Origin of the sequence: Chitinibacter sp. GC72, from assembly GCF_009760905.1 — a bacterium.
Taxonomy (GTDB): domain Bacteria; phylum Pseudomonadota; class Gammaproteobacteria; order Burkholderiales; family Chitinibacteraceae; genus Chitinibacter.
This window is the reverse complement of record NZ_VIRW01000002.1, coordinates 289270-315140: the sequence shown is the minus strand read 5'-3', so window position 1 is coordinate 315140 and position 25871 is coordinate 289270. Positions and strand designations below refer to the sequence as shown.

The 25871-nt window shown below is 53.9% G+C and carries 24 protein-coding genes and 3 tRNA genes; 9 read left to right on the top strand and 18 right to left on the bottom strand.

Annotated features, from left to right (window positions below; translation table 11 throughout):
* Nucleotides 1-38: 38 nt before the first annotated feature.
* Nucleotides 39-626, bottom strand: coding sequence for a hypothetical protein (locus FLS37_RS03130; protein WP_157314461.1), 588 nt, complete (start codon nt 624-626; stop codon nt 39-41).
* A gap of 90 nt (nt 627-716) precedes the next feature.
* Nucleotides 717-1235, bottom strand: coding sequence for a S9 family peptidase (locus FLS37_RS03125; protein WP_157314460.1), 519 nt, complete (start codon nt 1233-1235; stop codon nt 717-719).
* Nucleotides 1236-1646: 411 nt separating this feature from the next.
* On the opposite strand from FLS37_RS03125, the gene FLS37_RS03120 reads away from it, so the two are divergent.
* A complete protein-coding gene (locus FLS37_RS03120; protein ID WP_157314459.1) occupies nt 1647-4019 on the top strand; it encodes a DNA polymerase II in 2373 nt (790 codons plus the stop codon).
* A gap of 58 nt (nt 4020-4077) precedes the next feature.
* On the opposite strand, the gene FLS37_RS03115 is transcribed toward FLS37_RS03120, so the two are convergent.
* Together FLS37_RS03115 and FLS37_RS03110 are read right to left on the bottom strand one after the other, a co-directional pair.
* The gene (locus tag FLS37_RS03115; RefSeq protein ID WP_157314458.1) at nt 4078-5055 is read right to left on the bottom strand and encodes an HNH endonuclease; all 978 of its coding nucleotides are present in this window, start codon (nt 5053-5055) and stop codon (nt 4078-4080) included.
* Nucleotides 5052-5432 (bottom strand): HIT family protein, encoded by a 381-nt coding sequence (locus tag FLS37_RS03110; RefSeq protein WP_157314457.1) that lies wholly within the window; start codon nt 5430-5432, stop codon nt 5052-5054. The genes FLS37_RS03115 and FLS37_RS03110 overlap by 4 nt, the downstream gene beginning before the upstream one ends.
* Nucleotides 5433-5736: 304 nt before the next feature.
* Here FLS37_RS03110 and FLS37_RS03105 point away from each other — a divergent pair, with 304 nt between their 5' ends.
* The 4 genes from FLS37_RS03105 (at nt 5737) to FLS37_RS03095 (ending at nt 9375) form a co-directional block, all read left to right on the top strand.
* Complete coding sequence (locus FLS37_RS03105; protein WP_157314456.1) at nt 5737-6339, top strand: YafY family protein; 603 nt, start codon at nt 5737-5739, stop codon at nt 6337-6339.
* Nucleotides 6340-6452: 113 nt separating this feature from the next.
* Nucleotides 6453-6668, top strand: coding sequence for a hypothetical protein (locus FLS37_RS16990; RefSeq protein WP_304487376.1), 216 nt, complete (start codon nt 6453-6455; stop codon nt 6666-6668).
* The gene (locus FLS37_RS03100; RefSeq protein ID WP_304487375.1) at nt 6631-7365 is read left to right on the top strand and encodes a DUF2130 domain-containing protein; all 735 of its coding nucleotides are present in this window, start codon (nt 6631-6633) and stop codon (nt 7363-7365) included. Before FLS37_RS16990 ends, FLS37_RS03100 begins: the two co-directional genes overlap by 38 nt.
* A 390-nt stretch (nt 7366-7755) precedes the next feature.
* A complete protein-coding gene (locus FLS37_RS03095; protein ID WP_157314455.1) occupies nt 7756-9375 on the top strand; it encodes a PcfJ domain-containing protein in 1620 nt (539 codons plus the stop codon).
* A gap of 91 nt (nt 9376-9466) precedes the next feature.
* Here the strand turns inward: FLS37_RS03095 and FLS37_RS03090 are convergent, their stop codons facing one another.
* Nucleotides 9467-9709, bottom strand: coding sequence for a hypothetical protein (locus FLS37_RS03090; RefSeq protein ID WP_157314454.1), 243 nt, complete (start codon nt 9707-9709; stop codon nt 9467-9469).
* 129 nt (nt 9710-9838) lie between these two features.
* Here FLS37_RS03090 and FLS37_RS03085 point away from each other — a divergent pair, with 129 nt between their 5' ends.
* Nucleotides 9839-10459, top strand: a complete 621-nt coding sequence (locus FLS37_RS03085) for an HAD family hydrolase (protein WP_157314453.1) — start codon at nt 9839-9841, stop codon at nt 10457-10459.
* A 172-nt stretch (nt 10460-10631) separates the two neighbouring features.
* On the opposite strand, the gene FLS37_RS03080 is transcribed toward FLS37_RS03085, so the two are convergent.
* The 3 genes from FLS37_RS03080 to FLS37_RS03070 form a co-directional block, all read right to left on the bottom strand.
* Nucleotides 10632-10707: transfer RNA gene (locus FLS37_RS03080), tRNA-Met, on the bottom strand.
* An 89-nt stretch (nt 10708-10796) separates the two neighbouring features.
* Nucleotides 10797-10872, bottom strand: a tRNA-Met gene (locus tag FLS37_RS03075).
* Nucleotides 10873-10977: 105 nt separating this feature from the next.
* A tRNA-Met gene (locus FLS37_RS03070) sits at nt 10978-11053 on the bottom strand.
* A gap of 105 nt (nt 11054-11158) precedes the next feature.
* On the opposite strand from FLS37_RS03070, the gene FLS37_RS03065 reads away from it, so the two are divergent.
* From FLS37_RS03065 to FLS37_RS03055, 3 genes are all read left to right on the top strand, one after another.
* A complete protein-coding gene (locus tag FLS37_RS03065; RefSeq protein WP_157314452.1) occupies nt 11159-12016 on the top strand; it encodes a threonine/serine exporter family protein in 858 nt (285 codons plus the stop codon).
* An 11-nt stretch (nt 12017-12027) separates the two neighbouring features.
* A complete protein-coding gene (locus FLS37_RS03060) occupies nt 12028-12486 on the top strand; it encodes a threonine/serine exporter family protein (RefSeq protein WP_157314451.1) in 459 nt (152 codons plus the stop codon).
* A 99-nt stretch (nt 12487-12585) separates the two neighbouring features.
* Entirely contained in the window at nt 12586-13185 is a 600-nt protein-coding gene (locus FLS37_RS03055) for a histidine phosphatase family protein (RefSeq protein WP_157314450.1), read from the top strand.
* 130 nt (nt 13186-13315) lie between these two features.
* On the opposite strand, the gene FLS37_RS03050 is transcribed toward FLS37_RS03055, so the two are convergent.
* From FLS37_RS03050 to ftsE, 10 genes are all read right to left on the bottom strand, one after another.
* Nucleotides 13316-20206 carry a putative Ig domain-containing protein gene (locus FLS37_RS03050; protein ID WP_157314449.1) on the bottom strand — a complete coding sequence of 2297 codons (6891 nt, stop codon included), beginning with the start codon at nt 20204-20206 and terminating at the stop codon, nt 13316-13318.
* A gap of 135 nt (nt 20207-20341) precedes the next feature.
* A complete protein-coding gene (locus tag FLS37_RS03045; protein ID WP_157314448.1) occupies nt 20342-20905 on the bottom strand; it encodes a hypothetical protein in 564 nt (187 codons plus the stop codon).
* Between the two features lie 62 nt (nt 20906-20967).
* Entirely contained in the window at nt 20968-21492 is a 525-nt protein-coding gene (locus FLS37_RS03040) for a phage tail protein (protein WP_157314447.1), read from the bottom strand.
* 11 nt (nt 21493-21503) lie between these two features.
* Nucleotides 21504-22037, bottom strand: coding sequence for a phage tail protein (locus FLS37_RS03035; RefSeq protein ID WP_157314446.1), 534 nt, complete (start codon nt 22035-22037; stop codon nt 21504-21506).
* 9 nt (nt 22038-22046) lie between these two features.
* Nucleotides 22047-22565 (bottom strand): phage tail protein, encoded by a 519-nt coding sequence (locus tag FLS37_RS03030; protein ID WP_157314445.1) that lies wholly within the window; start codon nt 22563-22565, stop codon nt 22047-22049.
* Complete coding sequence (locus tag FLS37_RS03025; RefSeq protein WP_157314444.1) at nt 22558-23142, bottom strand: GNAT family N-acetyltransferase; 585 nt, start codon at nt 23140-23142, stop codon at nt 22558-22560. The genes FLS37_RS03030 and FLS37_RS03025 overlap by 8 nt, the downstream gene beginning before the upstream one ends.
* A gap of 4 nt (nt 23143-23146) precedes the next feature.
* Nucleotides 23147-23629, bottom strand: a complete 483-nt coding sequence (locus tag FLS37_RS03020; RefSeq protein ID WP_157314443.1) for a hypothetical protein — start codon at nt 23627-23629, stop codon at nt 23147-23149.
* 148 nt (nt 23630-23777) lie between these two features.
* Nucleotides 23778-24110, bottom strand: coding sequence for a hypothetical protein (locus FLS37_RS03015; protein ID WP_157314442.1), 333 nt, complete (start codon nt 24108-24110; stop codon nt 23778-23780).
* Between the two features lie 40 nt (nt 24111-24150).
* Nucleotides 24151-25053, bottom strand: a complete 903-nt coding sequence (gene ftsX, locus FLS37_RS03010) for a permease-like cell division protein FtsX (RefSeq protein WP_157314441.1) — start codon at nt 25051-25053, stop codon at nt 24151-24153.
* A gap of 12 nt (nt 25054-25065) precedes the next feature.
* Entirely contained in the window at nt 25066-25719 is a 654-nt protein-coding gene (ftsE, locus tag FLS37_RS03005) for a cell division ATP-binding protein FtsE (protein ID WP_157314440.1), read from the bottom strand.
* Nucleotides 25720-25871 lie beyond the last annotated feature (152 nt).

The following is a 25871-nucleotide window of genomic DNA, read 5'->3' as shown; positions in this document are numbered from 1 at the left end:
TGTTAATTATTATTTCTAATAATATACCTATTGGAAACTTAGCTTGAAGGTGGTTTTTCGGTGTTGGTGTTAGATGGCGCTATAGCCGCTTTGGGCCAAACAACGACATCGTCGACGAGGTAAAGCTGGCAGGGCTGTTTGGCGACCGATTTACATTGCTTTAACGCATAAAAACTAGGGTTGTCGCTATTGGCAACCCATCCGCAAGCACCATCGGCACCAAAAGCAAATGCACGCGGTGCGACGTAGTCGTCGATGAATTTGCGGTAAGCGGCTTTACAGTTTTCGTCTGTGGTTGGCAATACATCGAAGTCGCGTGGACTATCGGTATAGCCGCTGGCTTTTGGAGCAGGCGGGTCAATATATTGCGGATTAATCACGGCAGTTGGAAGACCGTGTGCTTTGAGAAAGGGCTCTGCCTTGAGCCACCAAATATTATCGAAAGTCTGGCGTATCCCGAACATGCCATGCGAAGCGTATGCTGGCGCTGAGAATCTTACAAACTGGGCTAGACCGCCCGCTGCTTGATAGCGTGCGTAAAGCTTGGAAGCTGCTTCGCCGTTGGGATTTTCATCGTTCTCACCATAAAACCACAGCGAAGGGACTTTGGCGTTCGAGCCCAGCATGGTGAATGCGGTATCAAGCGCGGGTTGTAAGTCGCAGTATGGGTTTTTCGGGTAGTAGATAGCGCCGGCAAAATTAAGAATAGCTCTTACTCAGGGAACTGTGCGCTCTGCTTGCGCCAACGCAACAAACCCGCCAAGTGATTGCCCCATAACCAGAATACGGCTGGCATCTACGTCGGATCTGGCGCGCAGTAGCTCAATGACCTTGGTGACATCGTCAGCTTGGTCGCGGGTATACTGAACGCCGGTGCATTCTTCAAGGCGATATTGACCTCCCGACTTGGAGAACCCGCGCCGCATCGGTAGTGCAACAAGGTAGCCACGCTTGAGGAATTCCTGTGCCATCAGCGGATAGCGCGTCCGTTCCTGCAGGGATGTATCCCCGGCATTTTTGCCATGGTTGATCACCACCAGCGGAAATGGCCCGGAACCGTTTGGTTTGTAGAGCGTAGTTTCGAGTTTGATACCAAGGTCTTTCGGCCCTATTTGCAGCATCAGTACTTGTTCATTCAAATCATGGCGTAGCGGCGCTTCGTCATTGCTAGCGCTTGCTAGTGCAATGGCAAATAGGAAAACAGCTGTCGTGAACAGGGATATTTGCTTATTCATGCAAGTCTCATCGATAAAATGAAGTTCTTTTTGTTTGGCTTGAACTCTCTATCCAATTGATTGGCGAAACTTCTTTGCGACAAGTATTGAGCCAATCACGTGGCCTGCTTCTAAATTAACGGATAGGTAAGATTATCACGTGTAGCGGTTAAGCCAGTGGGCATTGCACTAGAAAGTGTGTGCATAACGTAGCAATCACTTCAAGTTCGATTCTTCCTGATCAATTTTAGAACTACATGAGCACGTTGCTGTCGCCGTACCTAGCGATGAAACATAGAATATATGACGAATACTGTGTGCTTATTTCGGCTGTGAGCTTGGGGATTGACTTGTTGACCTACCCACAGACGAAGCGCACAAAGACTAAGCCGTCCCTCTAGATAAAACTGAAACAAGGCCATATCCCAGAGCATGCTTCAAAAGGGATTTCTTCTCACTCGCCAATGGCGCGATACCGCGACAGGGACCGAGCTTGATTTTTGGCTGGCAAGCGATGACGGCCCGCGCCATATTCGCTTAGCCCATCAGCGCTCAACTGCCTTCATCCCTGCCTGCCTGCGTGAGCAGGCAGAAGTCATCTTAAGTAGCCAGCAGCAGGGTGAGATGCGGCGCTCAGAGCTGCGACCACTTGCGCTGTCTGATTTTCAGCACCGAACGGTACTTGGCCTGTATACCCATCAATACAAGCACCTGGGCAGGCTCGAGCGGCAATTGCGCCAAGCGGGCATCGACGTCTATGAAGCAGATATTTTTCCGCCGGATCGCTACTTGATGGAGCGCTTTATCACCGGGCCGGTCTGGTTTCATGATCAGCCTGATGGTGAAAATACCGTTATCAATAGCGACCTTAAAGCTGAGTCGGGCTATCGTCCCCAGCTACGCTTGGTATCACTCGATATTGAAACCAGCGCGCGGGGCGAACTGTATTCGATTGCGCTAGAAGGCTGCGGTCAACGGCAGGTGTATATGCTTGGGCCGCAAAACGGGGAGGAGTGGCCACTTGATTTCACGCTCACTTACTGTGAAAGCCGCCCTCAATTGCTGGAGCAATTAAATAATTGGATTGCGACCTATGATCCAGACGCCATTATCGGCTGGAATCTGGTGCAGTTCGATCTGCGCGTTCTTCAGCAACACGCCGAGCAATATCGCATACCGCTGCGTCTTGGACGGGACGGCAGTGTTATGGAATGGAGAAAACATACCCAGCAAGAACATTTTTTTGCCAGTGTGGCAGGCCGGCTGATTATTGATGGCATCGAAGCGCTGAAATCCGCCACCTGGAGTTTCCCATCGTTCAGTTTGGAATACGTATCCCAAACCCTGCTTGGCGAAGGCAAGGCCAGTGACAATCCTTACCAGCGCATGGATGAAATCCAACGACGTTTCGAGCAAGATAAACCCGCTCTTGCCAAATACAATCTCAAAGACTGCGAGCTGGTTACGCGTATTTTTGCCAAAACGGAGCTAATCCCCTTTCTACTCGAACGCGCGACAGTCACGGGCCTAGCAATCGATCGCAGTGGTGGTTCAGTCGCCGCATTTACTCACCGCTATCTGCCATTGATGCATCGCTTAGGCTATGTGGCGCCAAATTTGGGCGATGTTCACGGGCAACCTAGCCCAGGTGGGTTTGTGATGAATTCGCAACCGGGGCTGTATGATTCGGTACTGGTGCTCGACTATAAGAGCCTCTATCCCTCAATCATCCGCAGTTTTTTGATTGACCCTGTGGGCTTGATCGAAGGCATGCAGCATCCTGAAGATGAGTTTTCGGTGCCCGGCTTTGTGGGGGCGCGCTTCTCGCGCACCAAACACTGTTTACCCTCGATTGTGAGCCAAATCTCGCAAGGAAGGGAAGACGCAAAACGCGAATCCAATGCACCGCTGTCACAGGCACTAAAAATCATCATGAACTCGTTCTATGGTGTTCTCGGCTCTAGCGGCTGTCGTTTCTTCGATCCTCGCCTTGCCTCGTCGATCACGATGCGTGGGCATGAGATCATGCACAAAACCCGTGAGTTGATCGAACAGCAAGGTTATACCGTGATTTACGGTGATACCGATTCGACCTTCGTTTGGCTAAAGCATCCCCATTCTGAGGTGCAGGCTGCGGACATTGGTCACCGACTGGCTCAACACATTAATCACTGGTGGCAGCAACATCTGCAATCGCAATTCGGTTTGGAAAGCGCACTCGAACTTCAATTTGAGAAACACTATTGCCGTTTCTTTATGCCCACCATCCGTGGCACCGAAGAAGGCAGCAAAAAGCGCTATGCGGGGCTCACCATGCGCGCCGACGGCACGGATGAAGTTGTTTATAAGGGGCTGGAAACCGTACGCACCGACTGGACGCCACTGGCCCAACAGTTTCAGCAGGCTCTATACGGGCGTATTTTCAGGCAGCAACCCTATCAGGACTTCATCAGGGAGTATGTTGAGCGCACTTTGAATGGCGAATTTGATGAATTGCTGGTTTACCGCAAGCGACTACGCCGGCCAATAGCAGACTACCAGCGTAACGTACCACCCCATGTTCGCGCGGCGCGAATCGCCGATGAGTACAACCGACAGCATGGACGCCCTCAGCAATATCAAAAAGGCGGGTGGATCAGCTATGTGATGACAGGCGCAGGCCCTGAACCGCTCGAAGCTCGCCGCCAGAAAATTAATTACGAACACTACATCGCATCACAGCTCAAGCCAATTGCCGATGCGATTCTGCCATTGCTTCAGGATAACTTTGACAACTTAGTCAGCCGCCAACAGCAGCTATTCTGAGTAACTCATGGGCGCAGGAAAAAGTATGGTATCCATTGCTAGGCCCTGTCGTGACTGTTTATGCCACTGAGAACGTCTTCCGATGCCATTCGAAGTTTTCAGGCTTGGGGCGTAAATGAACTTCCTTAGGCAATATCAGAGTGCGACCAGCCAAGGTTGGAATAAAACCAGGGGCATTGGGCATTTGACCAATTTGCCGAGCCACCGCAATGCTAAAGTCAGCGCGTACCCCAATTACACCGGTATCAAATGCCCAGTGACACAACTTGCAAAGTGCCATGCCATTGGTAATTTGATCGTTTTGCGACACGCTCCATGGCTCGATGTGTGCAGCATCGACAGCGGTATAGCCTTCGGGCGTGACAATACGGGTGCCACACATGGCACAGCGATGGTCATAACAGCGAACCACCGCCTTGCGAAAGCCCTGATCTCTCACTTGCACGGTGTATTTTGCAACGCTCGAGCTATCGCGAACTTTGTGCTGGGCTTGCTGCTCTAGCTCTAGGCTGTATTGGAAAATCGTATCTTGCTCACCCATTTCAGCTCGCAGCAGGGCCTGAGCTTCTGGAGAAAAGTGCGTGCCTATGAGCGTATCGATCAAGGTTTGCCGAGATTGAGCGTCTTGCATCAGGGCAAATAAAGCCTCATCAAGCTGCGCCCCCATCACATGCTGGCGCAATTGAGATACCGTACTCATCTTCTCAATGAGTTCTTTTGTTACTGTTTTGTCGGGGAGAGGCACCAAATGCCAGAAAGGCTCATTCCCCATTTTTGAGAATGGAAAACCAATGCTGCTGGTATGGGTCACCGGCATCAGCTTATGCCAGAAACTGCCGAACAAAGCATTCAATTCAGTCATTTCATCAGCGATGCTGATAAAAGGCGAAGTGATTTGTTTTCGCCCCACCATATCCAAAACAGCCAAGAGCAGCAGCGGTTTATGCGGCGCCTTTTTTAGCGTTAAGTCGCTGAATGCAATGCCGTTGGCACGACGAATTTTTTGAAATTGGCTGCAGTATTGCGCTAGTGTCATTCGTCTTTCCAATATTTAGCTTTGCTTGGAATCACATACCGCACCCCTCCGCGTGGATCAGCCATATCACCTTCAAAACGGGGAATGAGGTGGATATGCAAATGCGGGACGGTTTGCCCAGCTGCAGGGCCGTCGTTGATGCCGATGTTGTATGCGTTTGGTTTGAACTCACGATCAAGCACGAGTTTGGCCTGATCGAGTAAATCAAATAAATCATCACGCTCTGGTTTGCTCAGCTCGAAAAACGAGCCGATATGCCGGTACGGAATAATCAGCGTATGCCCCTGTGAGACAGGGAAACCATCACGGATAACAAAGCCTGATTCATTACGATCAATGATTCGCTCGGCGGGTATAGCGCAAAATGGGCAGGACATGAGGGGGCTCTTCGATTAATAGGGGATTCTAAATAAACTTTCAGCAACCCCAAGCTGATGCTGACTATTGTGCTCAATATTGCACTCGGCGTAAATCATAGTAAGTGCAATAAAAACGGGATGGCCGCCGCACACACAAACAAGACCCAAGCATCCGCACTGATTTTGCTGTAATCCATTTGATCACCCCATTTGACATGAATAGTTGCACTCTACCCATATGACTAGCTCATATACTGAGCCAGTAGTTGTGCGATTATCTTATTTTTCACTTACACTAGCTTGATTGCTACACGGTGAGTTGATGATGAGCCAGAACGAGCGCTTTTACCGGATTAACCAGTTACTGCAAGATCGCAAGGTAGTGCCACGTCAGGTGTTCTTGGATGAACTAGGTATTTCGCTGGCCACGTTCAAACGCGATTTGGAATACCTGCGCGACCGGCTCAATGCCCCCATTGAGTATGATCGTGAAGCTGGCGGTTATCGTTTCGTTCAGGCACATACTGGCCCGAAGTTTGAATTGCCGGGTTTATGGTTTTCATCATCGGAAGTGCATGCATTGCTGACCATGCAGCATTTGCTCGAGCAGCTTGAGCCTAGCCTACTCGGTGCACAAATTGCGCCTTTGCTGTCGCGCTTGCATACCATGCTTGATACCAGCGATGTCCCCGCCGAGCAGATCGGCCACCCCAAGCGCTTAGTGATCATTGAAATGGGCGCAGGCACAGCGATAGCGACCATTCGCCGTTTGAATGAACGCATTCTGACTCAGCAACAACAACTGAATCCAAGCCTGATTCGCATCAACCCCACAGAACCCGATGGACCAGCAGGCACGATCAGCCTACAAACAGGGGCTTTAAATGGGCTGCAATTGATTCAGTCCATGTGCCAGCTCGAATAAGGCTTGAGACTGCACGATGCCAAGGTCTTCACCATAAAAATCCGAGTTGGTGACCGGCTTCCCCGTGCACACACAGTTCAATTGAATTTACATTTTTGATAAAGGCTACCAGCATGCACGACATCATCTGCCCTCATTGCAATACCGCCTTCACCATTGACGAAGCAGGTTATGCCGATATTTTGAAGCAGGTGCGCGATGCGGATTTTGAAAAACAAATCCACGAGCGCCTTGTACTGGCCGAACAGGATAAGAAAAACGCCGTCGCGCTAGGCCAAGCTATCGACCAAAATGATCGGCGAAACACTGGAACACCACTGCGAGGTTGAATTTAACCGCATTCGCGCGACAGCTTTCCCACGTGCCTATTTTGAAAAAGACAATGACGCGCGCAGCGGCAGTAAAGGCGACTACATCTTCCGCGATAGCGATGAAGCGGGGAATGAGATCGTTTCGATCATGTTCGAGATGAAGAACGAGAGCGATACCACCGCCACCAAAAAGAAAAACGAAGACTTTTTGAAAGAGCTCGACAAAGACCGTATTGAGAAAGGCTGCGAATACGCGGTTTTGGTTTCGCTACTCGAACCTGAAAGCGAGCTCTATAACACTGGGATTGTCGATGTGTTTCACCGTTATCCCAAAATGTATGTGGTGCGGCCGCAGTTTTTTATTCCGATCATCACTCTGCTGCGCAATGCGGCGATGAACTCGCTCCAGTACAAATCAGAGCTGGCCCTGGTCAAAGCACAGAACATCGACATTACCAATTTCGAACTGGAGCTAGATAACTTCAAATCTGCGTTTGGTAAGAACTATGAGCTGGCCTCAAGACGCTTTCAAACCGCGATTGATGAAATCGATAAATCCATTGATCACCTACAAAAAACCAAAGAAGCCCTGCTCGGCACCGATCGTAATCTGCGCCTCGCCAATGATAAGGCCCAAGACGTGACGATCAAAAAACTCACGCGCAATAACCCAACGATGGCCAGCAAATTTGCGGAGTTAAAAGATCTGGAATAACTGCAACGCCAGGACATCACCTTAGCAACAAGGTCACTGGAGCAACTATCGTTAGATCGACCAGCCCAGATATCGATAAGGAGAAAATATGACCATCATTGATCTATTGCCTGCATTGGGCTTACTACTGATCTTTGCCTTGGCTGCGCTGTGGCTTGTTGTGCAATCTGGCAAGAGAAAGTCCAAGTCTCATCACTAAACGAACCGAACTTCGATAGGTTTGAAGGTTTGGCAGGCTCATGTTGCGAGCTAGGGCATTTGCTAAGCTACACGTATTCATACTCACATTAGGTCGATATGCCAACTGCAACAACACTAGAACGAGTATCTATGCAAGGTGCGCGGCAGTTGGTAATTTGGCCTTCACCCAGCGCGTCGCAACACCTCGTCGTGACCGCCGATGTACCGCAATTGATCTTGCTGGAGTTAGACAATGGCCAATGTTTGATGCTGCTGTTGGCTTTAGGTGAGTTGATGCGAGATGTCTGCCAGCAATACGATATGGCCACTCCTGCATGGCTAGATTGTCGTAGCTTCGACATACCTCTCGATCAAATGATGGCGGCACTGAATCGGGAGCAACGGCCATTTGTTGCGAGCACCTTGTCCGATTGGCAGGCCTATTTTTTCACCGTAGTACGCTGGCCGATTTATTGCGTGGTAGTTGAGCGCTTTGATAGCCAATTACCGCGCAAGCTCAGTCATTTTGCGCGCTGCAAACGCCTTTTTCAGCCCACCCAGCTCGCAGCATTTGCTCAACAACTACAATTTGCACAGCTCATTCAGGCCTGGCCAAGCGCGATTCCACTCAGTTTGGAGCGCTACAACTTATTCATTCACTGCGATGAAACGGTGCGACGTAATCGCTTTGATGCATTACGTGTTTTTCCTTTAAGTGCCAAATTGTGGGGAAATAGTGATCCAGGTGCCGATGTTTTATGCCACGCCATTGATAGCGGCCAAGCCTTAATCCCCGTACTCGCGCAGCATGCCCAAGTGAATAGTGAAGTTGCACGCTGGTGTTTGCCACTCAAAGTCAGCGATTTGCCAACTTGCTTGGTATTACGCCCAGTGGCCGAGATTGTTCAATGGTGCGCGATGATCGCCCGTGAGAAACGTCCTACATCGCCTGTCGAATGGCAGATCCTCGGCATGATGTTGCAGGCATGGTTAGGCCAAATGCCCTGGCAAAGCTTAGTGAGAGCGTGGCTACCAACATTGAGTCAACTCGGCTGGCAGAACGCTATGACTAAAGCACGGCAATGTTTTCCAGCCGAAAACCCATTTGAAGTAATTGAGGATTTTCTTGAATCGCTAGCACGCTACATTCGCGCCATCAATCCGCAATACCAAGCTAATGAAGAAGGTGTGCGTGATACCACGCTGGAACAACAGTTAGCTCATGCCTTAACGAGATTGAGCCCGTGGCAAGTACTGCTTGCTGGACGCTATTGGTTGCGGCAATTACATCGGCCACTGACCAACAATCAGCCTGTTGCCGCGTTTCCTCGCGTATGGCCTTCTCCGCTCACATCACCTTGGCACCACCAGCTAGGCTATGTTATCCCGCTGCGCTCGGAAGCAGAACTCATCCGCGAAGGCAGCGCGATGCATCATTGCGTGGCCAGCCGTGCGATTGATTGCATCCAGTCGTCGATGTTTATTTTTTCAGTTCGCACGCCTGATGATGGGCGTTTGTCGACAGTTCAACTCAAGCTGAATCAACGCCAAGATGGTGGGTATCATTGGACGATCTATGAACACCGTGCTCTACAAAACAGTACCCCATCAACTCAAGCACAAGTTTTGGTGCGTGAATTGCTAGTAACACTACAGCAGCTGAGTCAGGAAGAATTGTGTTGCCTCTACCAAAAACAAGCGCCACAAACCGCAGAGCCTAATGCCCCGAGAATCGATTATGCATTGCTCGCCACAGAAAGAACGGTGATGGCACATGCTTACTTACACAAGCAATTAGAACTATGGATAGTAGGCGCGCAAGCGATTTGAGGCTTGATGAGGAGATGGGCGAATAAACTCAAGAAGCCGCTAATTCTCCACTCGCAGAGTGCTATTGAGGCATCAATACATCACAAACATTTTATTTTGTGCGGTATTGCTCGATTGCTGCAGCTACGGCACTGTCGTCCACAGGACTTAGTGCCATTCTGGCTTGATGAATGATGGATTGCTGACGCCCAAGCTCTTGAACGACCGCCTCGCTGCCACCGTTCGGCTTATCCCACTCTTCGCCGATCAGACCGGATAATTCAGCGAATCGACTGCCCATTAAATCGCATGCTAGGTTGTATTGGATTTCTTGCTTATCAGTTACGACGATCATAGAACCTCCTTTGATACAGTATAGACTTTTCTGGACGGCTCACCCGATACATACATGAGCTTGTTCGATGAAACCCTCTATCATCATTTGCATGCTGAAGGGGCGTGATTAAATCAGAACGGAATGACAATGATGAATGCTTTATCTGATCACCCCAAAGCGGTCATTTTTGATGTCTTTGGTACTTTGCTGGAAATCGGTCAGCAACATCATCCGTATTTACTGCTAATGCGGTATTTGCGCGCACAAGGGCGACAGCCTCAAGCTGATGATTCACGTACCATTTTGACGTTTGACGGGAGTCTGGCCGAGTTGGCGGCGCACTTGGGCACAACGGTGCCAGCAGATCAATTGGCGACCTGTGAAGCCGCTTTGCAGGCCGATTTGAACAGCATCGCATGCTTTGTCGATGTCGCAGAGTCATTCGCAGCGCTTCGCCAACGCGGATGTCGCATTGCGATTTGCTCAAATCTGGCTCAGACCTATGGGGCGAGAGTGATGGAATTACTACCTGATGCAGACGTATATGCAATGAGTTATCAGCTCGGCCACATCAAGCCCGAGCCTGAAATTTACCAATACGTATTGGACAAGCTTAACCTAGCTGCTACTGACTGTATTTTTATCGGTGATTCGACATACGCAGATCGTGATGGCGCCAAGGCGATGGGCATGGATGGCCGATTGCTCGATCGGCCAAGTGGGCAACAACTCAAGGGTCTGCTGGCTGATGTGTTAGTGGGGCTCTGATAGGTATGGCTAATGTTGCCAAATTTGCCTGTCGAAGGTCAAAAATGGCCTATTTAGTCACAGTGCGTGTCACAGATTTGGCACAGAAAACGTCACAAATCGAGTTTGTGACGTTTTTGGCAAATTTTTGACGAAAAAAAACCTAGGCTTGAGACCTAGGTTTTTTCATTTTTGGTTGCGGGAACAGGACTCGAACCTGTGACCTTCGGGTTATGAGCCCGACGAGCTGCCAACTGCTCCATCCCGCGGCTGTTTGCTATTTATTGGTCGACGCATCCAATAAATTACCAGTTTTAATCATCAACGTCACAAGAAAATGATTGGAAATTGGCGGTTTTGGTTGCGGGAACAGGACTCGAACCTGTGACCTTCGGGTTATGAGCCCGACGAGCTGCCAACTGCTCCATCCCGCGTCTGTACTTGGCGATCAGTATTGCTACTGAGAAAAACCGCTTGCTGCGTCACACATTGTCACAGCGACTAAGTTGCACATCGAAGCGATTTTTGAGGAATTTGTCTGGTTGCGGGAACAGGACTCGAACCTGTGACCTTCGGGTTATGAGCCCGACGAGCTGCCAACTGCTCCATCCCGCGACAGAGGGGCGAACTATATAGCCCAAGCCGCCCAGTGTCAATTCATATTTCCTTTTCAGGGTTTGAACGGTACTTTTACCGCCGATCGCCCGGTGGCGCGCTTTGATGCGGGGCAAGACTGGCGTGCGCGATTTGGCCTACAATCGCTGCATTCTTGTGCGTGCGGGTGCGGCGATCATGCAGACCATTTCCACTTCTCCGGTGTTGCCGCTGGATGAAATTTTGGCCCTGGCGCTGGATGCCGGGCTATTGATGCATCAGTCGGGCGCGGGCACCCATCGTACCTCAATGGCCATGCAGCGGATTGCCAAATCGCTGGGCGCTGCTAGGGTGGAGACGATGATTTCGTCGACCAATATTGGCGTCACCGTTGAGCGTGCTGGCGAGGCGGGCAATGAAACGCATACGGCCTTTCGCAAAGCGCCGCATATGGGGGCGAATTTTGCGACGTTGTCGGCGGTGCGCCGCTGGCTGTACCAGCTGGAACAGGGCGAGCTTGATATTGCTGCGGCACGCGCGCTATTGGCTGATATTGCCCAGCGGGCAATCCACTATCCGCGCTGGTTTGTGACGGTGATGGTGGGTATATCGTGCGGTGCCTTTGCTGCGTTGTTTGGTGGCGATATACCTGCTATTTTATTTACGACCTTGGGTGCCGCCTGCGGGATGGCGGTGCGGTTTGCGCTGGTGCTACGGCATTTTAAACCGTCGATTTTTGCGACGGCAGCGAGCTTTGTCGCGCTATTGATTACCGGACTGCTTGCGCAGCAAGGCAGCTCCACGCCGGATGCGGCGCTGGCCGCATCGGTGCTGTTTTTGATTCCGGGCGTGCCGCTGATTAATGGCGCTTCAGACCTACTCAATGGCAATTATTTGAATGGCATGGTGCGCTTTACGATGAGCGCGGTGATTATCTTTGGAATCGCAGTAGGGGTGAGTATTGCCCTGCGACTGTTGAACTAAAAGGGCTGGCGATGGATACCTGGTTGCTTGAGCTATGGGCGGCACCGGCGGCGCTGGGGTTTGCGCTGCTGTTTAATGTGCCGCCGCGTACTTTGCTGATGTGTGGCGTACTGGCGATTGCTGGGCATGCATGTCGTAAGCTGGTGATGATGGGCGGCGGTGATATTGTGCTGGGCACCTTGTGTGCCGGGCTGCTGATTGGCTTTTTCGCCGAATGGTGGGGTGCGCGACGTGACGAGCCGGGGGCAATTTTTGCGGTTAGCGCGGCGATTCCGATGGTGCCGGGTACTTATATGTATAAAGCGGTGCAGGGCTTGCTGGGGATGGCTACCTTGCCACATGGCGCAGATGGCACGCAATTATTGGTCAGCGCCGGAGTGAGCGGCATTACCGCGTGTATGATTGTGATTGCCCTGGCCTTTGGCGTGGCCGCACCGATGTTATTGTGGCCGCGTACGGCGCATCACTAGTTATTGATTGACGCTCGCCGCATGCGCGGCGCGGCGGTAGTTTAAGTGGCGGCTGAATTTCTGTGGGGAAATTCGGCCGCAAATTTTTTGGGAGTTTTGATGTCTCGTACGATTTATTTACTGCGTCATGGTCAAACCGAGCTCAATGCCGAGCGTCGGATGCAAGGCCATTGCGATTCACCGCTCACCGAGCTGGGGCAGGCGCAAGCGCGCGCGATGGGGGCGGCGCTGCGTCGTCAGCTTGGCGATGATGCTCGCGATTGGCACATGATAGCCAGCCCATTGGGGCGGGCGATGCAAACTGCCCGTTTGGTGTGTGAAGAGCTCGCGCTGCCTGCTGAGGTGATTCAGGCCGAGCCCCGACTGATCGAGGTGGCGTTTGGCGAATGGGAAGCCGCGCCCGTCGAGCAATTGCATGCTGAAATTCCAGTGCTGGCCACACAGCCCAATTGGCACTTCAATGCGCCCAATTGCGAGCCGTATGAAGCCGTGCTGGCGCGGATTGAGCATTGGTTAGCCGATCCTCAGCTGCCACACCAGCTAATTGTGGTCGCGCATGGCTTGCTCGGGAAGATCCTGCGCGGTGTGTATGCCGGTTTGGATTTTGACGCGCTGTGGGCACAGGATATGCCGCAAGAGGCGTTTTATAAATTGCACAATCGCGAGCTGCTGCGAATTGAATGCACATTACCCGTTTAGTGTATTTGAATGTATTTGAATCGGTAATTTCACGGCAATGCAGGCCGTGAAGCCCGATTGCCATGAATGATGGAGACGCCGCTATTTCCCATCAAAACCACCTTAGATATGCTCAAATGCGTTGGGTTATTTATAACCAGTCTTCAAATTGAATTACAGTTCCTATTGTTTTGATCGTCTCCGCACTATTGGCAATTTCTACCGCTAGCCAATCACGGTTCAGCGTTTGCTGTTCGAGTTGCTGAACATGCGTATTTTGCTCGCCTTGTGTGGCGGCACGACCTAGTGTGTTTTGGTATAAGGTCTGCACATAGGCGGCATTGCTTAGGCCTGCCAGTCCTGGATTCTGGGTATGGAACCACGCGAAAATCTTCTCCGCTGTCATGCTGCCAGCTTGGTAGGCCGCCACGGCCTGAGTGCCTTCCTGCCATTCAGTCATGCTCGAATCTCGGTTCAGGTAGACCTGTACCAGTCTGGCCAGCGTGGCTTCGATACCATTGCGCGCTAGCACCACGGTCTGCTGGCTGTCAAAGGCCAGCATTTCAGCATTCTGCAAACTGAACATCGCTCCATCGCTATAGCGGGTAATTTCCAGTGCGTTACCGTTCTTACCTAGGTGATAATCGCTGGCCTGACCTTGCAACTGCAGCACGTCATGACCAGCATTACCGTCAATCGTCAGACCCAACCCCATCGGTAGATAGCCTTGCTCGTTGGCTGAGCTTCCTACATAGCGAGTGCTTGTGCTGATCTTCAGAATGTCGGCATTTTCTTCTGTGGTATGTACCTCGCCATAGCTTACTTGCAGATCATTGCCGCTGGCGAATTTGATGAGTTCAACATCAATCAATCGCTCGATTTCACCGAGCTTGTGGGTCAATACCACGGTGTTGCCTTCTGTACTGATCGTGTAGTCGCTGCGGCCACCGCTCATCAGCGCCGTATCTTGGCCTAGGCCGCCATTGAGTCGGTCATTGCCGCTGCCGCCACTGACTGTGTCATCGCCAGCACCACCATAAACCACATCATTGCCAGCCTCGCCATGAATCTGGTCATTGCCGCCCAGCGAGCCAACAGTGTCGTTACCTGCACCGCCATAAATCAGATCGTCGTCGGCGCCCAGGACCATAAATTGGGTTTGACCGTCGCCGACGGCTGTATTCTGGCCTGCTCCGCCAATGGCACGAATTTCACCGATCACGGTGAGAAACTCGATGTCGTTGACCTGAATCACCGTACCTTTGGGCAGTTTGCTGACATCGATGACCAGCGCCTGCTGACCGTCTTCTGGTCGGTTTGAACCTGTGATGATCAAGGGAAGGCCCGGTACACCAGCCCCAGCTGGTAGTGTCGGGGTGATGCTCTGGATCAGCAGCCGCTCATCGGTCGGTAGTCCGGCAAGGAATGTTTTGAGCTCGGTGACGATCTGCTCGCGGGTGAGTAGATCGTCCGAGAGCGCGCGAGAAATCGCGTCGGTCAGGGTGCGGTCGGCAGCGGCCGGGTTTTGTACGGCAGGTTGTCCGCTGATAATCAGCCCAAAGCCTGCGGGCAGACCGAGCTCCAGTACCGGCTGTCCGATGCTGTTCTTGAACAGCGGAATCTCGACATGCGAGGACTGCGTGCCGCCGGGATTGCCGGGGCGGCTATCGGGAATCACCGGAATGGTAATGACCTTGCTGCCATCGCTCTGGGTGACTTCGGTGACGGTTATGCCATCGAAGGTGCCAATCGGCGTCGGAGTTGGCGTGGGTGGAGGCGGTGGAGTAACGGTATTGATGCTGTAATTGGCCGAAACAGCTGTACCGTTGCCCACATTCCCGGCCAGATCGCTGACACCGGTCAGATTCAGTGTAATGACATTGCTGCTGTCGCTGATTTCGGCGGTCGGTGTGAAGGTCGCGGTCCAGTTTCTTCCGCCATCATTGCTGCTCAGGTTGCCAAGCTGGCCGTTTTCAATGGTGATGTCGTTAGCGTCCAGACCCGTGATGGCTTCGGAAAATGCAAAACTGACCGATGCCACTGCGTCCTTGCCAAGGCTGTTGCTGCTGATGCTAACTGTCGCACTGGGAGCTTGTGTATCGAGTGCATAGCTTTGCACCCTCTCTGGACCGGTGTTGCCAGCCTGGTCCTTAACCCGAACCCGCATTGTATTGCTGCCCATCAGATTGATACTGTTCGACCAGGCTCCTGTCGCAGTATCGAGCGTGTCGGCCACTTGCCAGCTGTTGCCGTTATCCAGCGAAATCTGCAACGTATCAGTGGCGCTGAGTACGCCGGTGATCATGCCAGATAGTGTCTGCGCGCTGGTGCGAGTGACAAAGTCATTGGCAAAGCTGCCGGTATCGCTGGATAGCTGCAAGCTGGCAATGCTCGCCGTGGGTGCTTGCGTGTCCACAACTAGCGCCGCATTGGCGCCGAGCGAGCCGCTTGCGCCGGGCGCCGGCAGGGTCAGGATGGCATCCATCAGGGCGGCGTTGCGGATGCGGGCGCCATTGAGCGCCAGTGCGCCGGCAGACTGCACATCCAGGTCCATGCTCTCGTTACCTGCCTGCACGGTGTAACTGAAACTGAGGGTATTGCTTCCCGAGCCGCCCGTGTAAATGGCCTTGCGATCAATACCCCCGGTTTCCAGCAGCAGGCTTGGCGTACCGCCGGCGGTGTTTACCGTGACGATCTGGTCGAAGGTGACGGTCAGCGTGAGGGTGGCGCCAGCCTTGTAGCTGCCATTGGCGCTGGTGGACTGCACACTGAGCACTTCCGGATTGAGCGGGGTGATCGCCAGCGCGAAGCTGTCGCTGACGTTGCCGCCGTGGCCATCACTGGCGATCAGCTCGATGTTCAGCGTGCCGATATCGCCGTCATCGGGCGTGCCGCTGAAGGTGCGTGTGGCGGCATCGAAGCTCAGCCAGGCCGGCAGCGCGCTGCCGCCAGCGAGTTGCGCACTGTAAGTCAGCGTGTCGCCGGCATCCTCGTCGGCAAAGCTGTTGCCGGCAAAGGTGAAGCTGAACGGCATGCGGGCACTGGCGTTCTGGTCGGCGATGGGATTGGCGACGCTAGGGGCGTCATTGGTGTTGGCGACTGTCAGCGTGAAGGTATCACTGATGCTGCCGCCGTTGCCGTCAGCCGCGATCACGTCAATGCTCAGGCTGCCGACATCACCGTTGCCCGGCGTGCCGCTGAAGGTACGCGTGACGGCATCAAAGCTCAGCCATGCCGGCAGTGCGCCACCACCGGCGAGCTGCGCGCTGTAGCTCAGCGTGTCGCCGGCATCGATATCGGCAAAGGTATTGCTGGCGAACTGGAAATTGAAGACCGCGTCTTCGCTGGCATTCTGGTCGGCGATGGCATTGGCGATGGTCGGGGCATCGTTGGTGTTGGCGACCGTCAGCGTAAAGGTATCGCTGATGCTGCTGCCATTGTCGTCAGCGGCGATCACGTCGATGCTGATGCTGCCGACATCGCCATTGGCCGGCGTGCCGCTGAAGGTGCGCGTGGCGGCATCAAAGCTCAGCCAGGCCGGCAGTGTGCCGCCACCGGCGAGTTGCGCACTGTAGTTCAGCGTGTCACCCACATCGACGTCGGCAAAGGCATTGCTGGCAAACTGGAAATTGAAAGCGGTGTCTTCGCTGGCATTCTGGTCGGCGATGGCATTGGCAACCGTCGGGGCATCGTTGGTGTTGGCGACTGTCAGCGTAAAGGTATCGCTGATGCTGCCGCCGTTGCCGTCAGCGGCGATCACGTCGATGCTGATGCTGCCGACATCACCGTTGCCCGGCGTGCCGCTGAAGGTACGCGTGACGGCATCAAAGCTCAGCCATGCCGGCAGTGCGCCACCGCCGGCGAGTTGCGCGCTGAAGCTCAGCGTGTCGCCGGCATCCATGTCGGCAAAGGCATTGCTGGCGAACTGGAAGCTGAAAGCGGTGTCTTCGCTGGCGTTCTGGTTGGCGATGGCATTGGCGATGGTCGGGGCATCGTTGGTGTTGGCGACCGTCAGCGTAAAGGTATCGCTGATGCTGCCGCCGTTGCCGTCAGCTGCGATCACATCGATGCTGATGCTGCCGACATCGCCGTTGGCCGGTGTGCCGCTGAAGGTGCGCATAACGGGATCGAAGCTCAGCCAGGTCGGCAGCGCGCCGCCACCGGCGAGTTGCGCGCTGTAGTTCAGCGTGTCGCCGGCATCGGCGTCGGCAAAGACATCGCTGGCGAACTGGAAGTTGAAGGCCGTGTCTTCGCTGGCATTCTGGTCGGCGATGGCATTGGCGACCGTCGGTGCGTCGTTGGTGTTGGCGACGACGAGGCTGAACGTGTCGCTAGCGGTCGCGCCACCACCATCGCGGGCGATGACATCAATCACCAGAGTACCGACATCGCCGTTGGCCGGCGTGCCGCTGAAGGTACGCGTGGCGGCGTCGAAGCTCAGCCAGGCCGGCAGTGCGCCGCCGCCGGCGAGTTGCGCGCTGTAGCTCAGCGTATCGCCGGCATCGACATCGGCAAAGGCATTGCTGGCGAACTGGAAGCTGAAGGCCGTGTCTTCGCTGGCATTCTGGTCGGCGATGGCATTGGCAAGGGTGGGGGCGTCATTGGTATTGGTGACGGTCAGCGTGAACTGGTCGCTGACAGTGCCGCCCGCACCGCCGTTGACAGCGGCGATGACTTCGATGGTGAGCGTGCCCACGTCGTCGTTCAGTGGTGTGCCGCTGAAGGTACGCGTAGCGGCATCAAAGCTCAGCCAGGCGGGCAGCGCACCGCCGCCAGCGAGCTGGGCGCTGTAGCCAAATACATCGCCAATATCTGGATCAAGGAAGGTATTGGCCGCAAAGGTAAAGCTGAGTTGAGCATCTTCGGCAATACTCTGGTCGGGTATCGGATTGGCCAGCGTTGGCACATCGTTGATCGAGGTTGCCACCACCACACTGGCCGTATTGGCCCGGCCCTGCTCACTGGCGTCTTGGGGCGTGAGCGTGAAGATGGTCTGCACCGTGGCGCCAACGACGACCTGGTTGGCCGTTGGGTGGAACACCAGTGCGCGCAGCGCCGCGTTGAGTTCGGCCAGCGCCATGCCACCGGCGGCCAGCACATAATCACCAGCACTGCCCGACAGCCCGGCGCCGCTGAGTGTGCCGTTGGCGGCCTGATAGGTGATGCGGATGCTGCCGCTGGCCGAATCGGCATCGCTGACGGTGAGGTTGGCGAAGGGCGCAATGCTGGCGTTGTCGCCAATGTTACCCTGGGTCATGAATGTGCCAGCCAGGGTGGGCGGCATATTGCTGGGCTGGGTAAAGGCGTCCAGGTAGGTGACAACCGAAACCGTGCCCGAAGCGGGGAGTCCTTCGCCTGTCAGCGTTGCGCCAGTCAGCCAGGCGGCGACGAGATTGCCATCCGGGCCCAGGGTGGGGGCCGTCGCCAGTTTGCTCTGGTCATTGACGAGCAGGAAAGTGCTGGCCGCAGCAGGCTGGAAGCCATCAATCACATAAGCGGTATTGGCAGCACCATCCACGCCGCTGATGGCCAGAATATCGCCCGAAATCGATTTGCTGACCGATTTGAGATTGGTCAGTGGCAGGACGTCGCGAACAAGCTGGCCCAGGCTGCCATCGGTACCCAGTGTCTGCAGATGGTAGGCGCTGCTGGTATTGCCAACGCCGGAAACCACATCATTGCCAAACAGGTCAAAGCCGCCACCGTACATTGCGGTGATGATTGCCGGCGCCTGGTAATAAGCCGTGTCATAGGTGCCAACCAGCCCATTGCTGGCATTCCACAGCTTGACCTGGCTTTGGGTGTAGACGTCGTCGGTTGTGATCGGAATGGCCAGATTGCCATGCTGGTCGACGGCGGCGCCCTGGATGTAGGGGGTATGCGTGCTGGTGTTGAATGCGGTGCTGACCAGGGCGCCATTCAGGCTGCCATCGGCGTTCACCCGCTGGAAATTCAGCGTCTGATAATTGTTCTGCGTCCACAGGACGACAAAGCCGCCATCGTCGGCCGCGAGCACCCTGACGTCGGGATTGAGGGAATTGGTCAGCGTGGCTATCGCAGACAGGCCGACGGCATTGCCGGCATTGTCGTACATCTGGATGGCATAGCCGTCATTGGAATAGGACGCGACGACAAAGCCGCCATTTTTCAGTGCGACCAGATTCGCGCCATCGTTGGTCTGCAGGTTGGCATCGGCATTGTGGGTGGTGCTTGCATTATTGTTGACCACGTTGGCCACATTGCCGCTGAGCATTCTGGTGGTGACATTGCCCGCGCCATCGACAAGGGCGACCTGCAGGTAATCGAGGTTGGGCATGTCGTAATACTGGGCATGCGTATTGGCCAGCAGCACGGCGCGACTGCCATCGGACAACTCGACCACGCCGAGTACATTCAGCGGTGCTGTACCCGGTGTGGCAGAAATGTAGTCGTGGCCGCTGGCAATTTGCACCTGCGCGCTGGCGGCAGGTGCTGCGGCCAGCGTGTGGCCGTAATCGGCCAGTGCCTGCGGGGCGCTCAGCGTGGCCACACTGCTCAGGCTGCCATCGGCCAGCGCCAGCACTTCCAGTGTCCAGTCGCCGCCCAGCGTCTGCGCGCCGCTCGGGTCATCCGATGCGGCTACCTGCAGGCCGGTCTCCTGCGCCAGCCGGCTGACAAATGCTTCGCCTTGCAGGCCGCTGGCCACATCACAGCCATACAGCGCCAGCAGCCCATCCCGACCCAGACTGTCAGCCATCGCGGCGAGTTGCGCGCGGCTTTCCGGCTCTGCCAGCGCACGGGCATCGAGCACGCTGCTGCCCAGAGTCACGCGTCCTTCGCTGCCATGTGAAAATACATGAGCCACCGACATGCCGGGCATATTGGTCAGCGTGTGACTAATTATCTCCAATCCGTCTTGATCGGCTGGAATCATAATCACTGGCATTATCGGTGATAGAGCTGCAACGAGTTGTTTGTGATCGGCTAGTCGAGCATCAACAAATGCAATATTGCGCAGTAAAGACTGATTTTTCTGGCTTGCAGTATGGATTTGCATATTCATTTGATACCCGGTGATTGCCGTAGGGCGTTGTATTTAATATCTAATAGCTGTTTGCTTGAAAAGCTTTGGTGGGTAATCGCTCTTAGACAAGAGGCCAGCGCCTATCGTACCCGCCGTAGCCGTCTGCGATATGTATCAGCGTTTGCTGGCTGCTCTTAATTGCATTCCGCCAAAAGAGGCGGGGCCGGGGATGCTGTACAGATGCAAGTCTCCATCAGTCACTTCTGCGCCGGAGATGGATTTAACTCTGCGTTCTAGTTCAATAGTGTTATTTGATGTTGCAATACTTATGTTGTATTGATTCTCTGTCAGATTAAGGGTGACAGGGTTTTTGATGATGGTTGTACCCGAAAAACCTGTTAACTTGCTTGCTGCCTTGTTTCCCGGTTCGCCGTAAATGAAGTTGTATTTCACATCATTGTTGCCTGTAAAGCGGATGGCACATTCTTTGCCGGAAATCATCACCGGATATACTTTTCCTGGAGTCAATGGCAGGGCGGCACCACTAGCAAATGCAGGATCAGCTAGCCCGTCATAGCTCCCCTGCATTGCAACAAACAACTCTTGCACTGCGCCGGTACAAGCACTGGCTGGTGTAATTGGTGCTTTGTCGTTATTTGATTCCCCACCACCGCAGGCGGTGAGCAGTAAAGTAATTGCTAAAAGTGCGATCTGCTTTGAACATCGAATGTGCTTCATCTGAACAACCTCTGTACTGTATTTTGATCTTGCATTGTCCCGATGGGCTCGCGGGGATTGCGTTAGGTGCGGGGTGGAAATATGCCTTGCAGTGCAATCGCAAAATAACAGGTCAGGTAGGGCTGCATATTGTTGTGCGGCTGATCGCCGCCCGTGGCAATTAGCGTTTCTGTATGCATGGTTCCCGAGGCCGAGCTGGCGGGGCTATAGAGTGGCGTCGCTTTTGCACCAATAGCCAGAGCGTTGTTCTCTGGAGAGTGGCTACTGCCGATGGCGGCAGTAGCCATCATGCTGTGGTTGTGCGAAGGCATTTCTGACTCGATCAGCGTAATAGTCTCACTGCCGCCCTGTTCGCCCAGATCGTGTAGCGACAGACCCGGTCCTTGACCAGGATTCATTACTGCCCTGCCTTGTAAATCAGGTAGGGCAAAGTTGCTTTTGCCATTGCCGCCATAGGTCGTGCCCAGTAGCGAGAATAGCGCAGTGTTCTGAGAGAGCGGTAACAACTGCCCATCGCACCAAGCCCAGCCTTTAGGGGCAAAATTGAACGGAAAAATGCGAATCTCGGCAACAAATGGATCGGCCATGATAGATGTTCTCAGGTGGGAGACGGGAAGATCCCGTACAGGGAAATGATGTGGTTCACGCAGAGATAGGGCTGCATATTGCTGTGCGGCTGGCTGCCACCACTGCTTGTCAGCGTGGCGGCATTCAGTTGCGCTGCCGGTTGCTGCGACGAGTAGGCCTTGGTGGCTCCGCTCGCCGGCAAATGGCCGCCCTGGGCGCCAAAGGGAGCGCGGTGGGTGGCATTGCCGGTGGCGGCTTGCGCGGTGGCCTGTTTGCCATGCAGCACGTGGCTGTGAGCCGGAATCTGTGACACGGTCAGCGTGACTTCCTCGACACCGCCCGTTTCGGCCAGGATGAAACCGTTGCCCTGATGGACGGGAATGCGCCCGCGCAGGTCCGGCAGCGAAAAGGTGGATTGCCCGTCACCGCCATAGGTGGTGCCGATCAGCTGAAACAGGGTTTCATTCTCTGAAATTGGCAGCAGTTGCCCTTCGCAGAACATCCACCCAGCCGGGGCAAAATTACCGGCAAAGATGCGGATTTCGCCAACATATGGTTGAGCCATGTTGTTTCCTCAGGTGGGTGAAGGGAAAATGCCCTGCAGGGCGATACAGAAATTCAGCGTCAGAAAGGGCTGCATATTCAGATGCGCCTGCGTGCCGCCAATCGTGCTGATACTTGATGGATGGCCCGCTACCGAGGTTTCCAGTGCATTGCCAGGGCTGGTGTCGGAGTATTGCGGGCTGGGGGCCTGGCCCGGAATGGCACCATGTGGATTCAGCATGTTGGCCGGTGCATCCGCGGCTCTCACTAGGTGGGTGTGCTCCGGCAGCTCGCTGATTGACAGCGTGTGAGCCTGCTCACCGCCGCGTTCGCCCAGTGTATGCCCATTGCCGACATGGATGGGGGTGCGAGCGCGAAAATCCGGCAGGGCAAAATTGACGCGCCCGTCGCCACCGAAGGTGGTGCCCAGCAGTGAAAACAAGCCCATGTTCTGATTGATCGGCAGCAGTTGTCCATTGCACAGCGCCCAGCCTTTAGGGGCAAAGACAAAGCTGAAAACCCGTATTTCGGCCAAAAATGGTTCAGCCATCGGTGTTCTCCATAGGGTGATTGGTTTGACTCGCAACCGTTAGCGGCGATTGAGCGCCGATTGTATTTGAGGGCGGCTGTGAAATGGGCAAATCAGGTTCTCTAGCGACGAAAATATATGCTCCACGCTCTTCGATCTCTTGAAAACCAAGTCGGGCATACCAGGCTCTGGCAGGATTGCCAAATTCGACATGGGCAGTCAATCTGGCTCTGGCTCGACTCGCTTCTCCGAGTAACTGTTTCATGAAATAACTGCCAATGCGCTGGTAACAATATTCGGGCAGCAAGCAAATATCCATAATGCGGATTTCGTTAGGGTGGCGATCAATATATAAACGGCCAAGCACAGTTTCTTCTTGCACAATGCAGCAAAAATCCGCCCTTGGATAATAAGTTTGATAATGGGTATGCTGAGCCATGAATTGCATCCGCAGGAACTCGGCCTTCTGTGGTTCCGAGAATGGGACTAAGTCCATTTCAGCGGCTCGGCTAGCAGCATAAATCTGCTGCAAAACCGGCATGTCGTCACTGTTTATAGGTCGCAGCCCTAGAAGCTGATGATTCACTGCTAAATTCATTGGATTAGCCAAATACAGCCTGATAGTACGTTTGAGATGATTTCTGTGCAGCGCCAACCGGATTCAGAAATAGATCAAGGTGCTTGATTGCTGCGTGCTGCACTGTGTAAATGGCATCAGGCAGGAGCTCACCTTCTTCAGCCACAAACAACAGACTAAAAGGGTCGCGTCGCCCATGTGTTGCTTGAGTAGATTCCGGCTGAGCGTATGATTGCGCATCAGTAAGTCGTAGCTTCGCGCTTTTATCTTGATTAAATACTGTAAAAATCTGCCCTTTTAAAGAGGCAAAGTCATTCAATGAGATTGTGCTCGGACAGATTGCAGTCGCAGGCGATAAATCACTGCTACAAATGGCTGGTGCAACTTCTAATGCTTTTACAGAGTGAAGTGGTTGCCGCGAAGCGGTCAGCCCAGTTGCCGCTAAGGTCGCGGCGCTTCCGCAGATCAAAAAATTTCTGCGCGTCATTGCCGATTTTTCAGCCATCATCACTCCTTGCGAATTAAGCCCGATTTAAAAATATTCCTGACGAAAAATACAAGTGGCCTTGAGTCAAGATTGCGGGGTGGCTGACTATCTTGCATGTCGCCTAGCCCGGCAGTATAGGTTGTATTTGTAGAGTAGGGAATAGTCTAACTTATTGATTAATTATAGCTTCATATAACATTTGCCCAGTCTGCCGGTCTGGTCCGATTGGTACAATGAACAAGTCAAATCTGCCTAGTATGGCGTGAACAAAATGGTAGGTACGTTGTGGCAAGTGGGGCGTTGGCTGCCCGCTGAAAATCAATGAAAAATGCCGAGAATCAGTGCTTCCAGGTGCTGGCGTTGCGCTGATCAATTGCAATACACCTACGCTGTGATCCCCATAAAAAATATCAAAATCGGAATGAATGTGCTCCGAGAAAGCCTCCAGGCGGAATATATGCATGTTTTGCTCTGTTTGATTTGAATCCATGTTGTTCAACATTGCGTGCGCCTGATTTTTCCTGCGTTGTTTGGGCGCGCAGTTAGCGATACTGCCGCAAATGCCGTGACACCGCGATCAGCGCGCCGACTAAGCACAGCGTGGCGATGGTGGCGCAGACGATGAGGATGGTTAGCGCATCCGGTGTTTGCAGGGCAAATTGCTGACCATAGGATTTGGCCAGTGCTTCGATGGCTGGATTGGTGTGAGCAATTGCGCCCCACACCATGCCAACGGCAAATAGCCCGCCCGTGATGCCTTGCACAATTGCGCTATGGATAAACGGGCGGCGGATAAAGGCATCGGTTGCGCCGATCAGCTTGGCCACTTCGATTTCGTCTTTGCGCGTCAAAATCTGCATGCGGATGGCGTTGCCAGTAATCAGCACCAGAGCCGCACCCAGCATCACCAGTACTACTTCAAACAGGTTTTGCCCCAGTTCGCTAATGCGTGCCAGCCGGTGCGCCCATTCGGAGTCGAGCTGGATTTCTTCAACGCCAGCTTGCGTGGCCAGCTCCTGTTTCAGCGTGGCCAGCAGCTGCGGGTTGGGGTCTTTGGCCTGCAGTACAAAAGCGTCGGGCAGCGGGTTTTCGCTGATGCCGGCCAGCAAATCGGCCGAGCCAAAGCTGCTTTGCAGTTTTTTCAGCGCTTCATCCTTGGCAATAAATTGCACGACTTTCAGGCGATTATCGTTTTCCAGTTTTTGCTGCAGGGCCGCTACTTGGGCCTGATCGGCACTGGGCACCATAAACACCGACAGCTGCGGTTCTACCGAGATATTTTTGCTAATGCCCGCCAGGCTGCTGACCAGCAGCCACAGCGCGAGCGGGAAAGCGGCCGTAATGCCGATGACCAGCAAATTGAGCAGGCTGCCAATTGGCTGGCGGAACAAGCCTCCCACCGAGCGGGTGAAGGCGAGGGTGTGCGAGCGGAACCAGGCTTTCATCGTGTTCCCTTTTTATGCGGTAAATTGGCCGTGTTTGAGGCGCAAAATGCGGCGGCCATAATCGGCCATCAGCGATTCATCGTGGGCCGAAATCACCAGCGTGACGCCAACCTGATGGAATGATTTGAATAATTCCAGAATATCGTGCGCGTAATCGCGATCCAGATTGGCCGTTGGCTCATCGGCCAGCAAAATTGATGGCCGGTGTACGACGGCGCGCGCGATGCAGAGCCTTTGCTGCTCGCCGCCGGATAGCGATACCGGATTGAGTTTTTCCTTGCCCGCCAGACCGACTTTATCCAGCGCCGCCAGCACGCGGCGGCGACCTTCCTGATAATCAAAGCCGATAATATCAAGCGGCAGGCGCACATTGTCGAACACACTGCGGTCGTACAAGATTTTGTGATCCTGAAAAATCAGCCCCAGATGGCGGCGCACAAACGGCAGCGAGCCACGGCTCATGCGGGCCAGATTCTGCCCATTCAATAGCACCGCACCGCTGCTGGGCTTTTCGATGCCGGCAATCAGCTTGAGCAAAGTCGATTTGCCTGCGCCCGAATGCCCGGCCAGAAACACCAGCTCGCCGGTCGGGATTTCAAAGCTCAAGTTTTTGATGGCGTCAAAACCACCGGGATAACTTTTACTGACTTGCTGAAACTGGATCATGTCGGTCCTTGTGCAGTTTGCTGGCGTCGAGTAGGTTTTTTGGCCATGTTCAGATCTTGTGTTGATCACGCGGATGGGTTACGCCCTGAGGGGCTAACCCACCCTACGATTCTTGTTGTCAACACGGCAGCTGAATATTGCCTTAGGGGTAT